Source organism: Paracoccus sp. S4493 (assembly GCF_000967735.1).
In the GTDB taxonomy this organism is placed as follows: domain Bacteria; phylum Pseudomonadota; class Alphaproteobacteria; order Rhodobacterales; family Rhodobacteraceae; genus Paracoccus; species Paracoccus marcusii.
Map to the genome: position 1 here is coordinate 1 of NZ_JXYF01000196.1, position 642 is coordinate 642.

Annotated in this window: 1 protein-coding gene; it reads right to left on the reverse strand. The window is 69.3% G+C overall.

The genetic code is table 11. From position 1 onward, the window contains the following. Positions 1-22: 22 nt before the first annotated feature. On the reverse strand, positions 23-642 hold a 620-nt coding region (locus tag TW83_RS16275; protein ID WP_045983832.1), incomplete at its 5' end, for a cobalamin-dependent protein.

Below are 642 nucleotides of genomic sequence, written 5' to 3' on the forward strand. Positions count from 1 at the left end.
CCGCCGTCGCGGGACGCAAATCTCAGGGCCGCGTCTCGCGGATCAGCTTCAGGATGTCAGCGGCTGCGGATGGGATGTTCGTGCCGGGGCCGAAGATCGCCTTGACCCCCGCACGGCGCAGGAAGTCGTAATCCTGCTGCGGGATCACGCCGCCGCAGATGACCAGGATATCGCCGGCGCCCGCATGCTGCAGGGCCTGGATCAGCTTGGGTGCCAGCGTCTTGTGGCCGGCGGCCTGGCTGCTGATGCCGATCACGTGGACGTCGTTGTCGATGGCGTCCTGCGCGGCCTCTTCGGGCGTCTGGAACAGCGGTCCCACGTCCACGTCGAACCCGATATCGGCAAAGGCGGTGGCGATCACCTTGGCACCGCGGTCATGACCGTCCTGGCCCATCTTGACGACCAGCATGCGCGGGCGGCGGCCTTCCTCCACGGCGAATGCCTCGACGTCGCGCTGTATCTGGGCAAAGCCCTCGTCCCCCTCATAGGCCGCGCCATAGACGCCGGCCAGGGTACGCACCTCGGCGCGGTGGCGTCCGAATTCGTCTTCCATGGCCATGCTGATCTCTCCGACGGTGGCGCGGGCGCGGGCGGCCTCGACGGCGGCCTCCAGCAGGTTGCCGCCCTCCCGGGCGCGGCGGG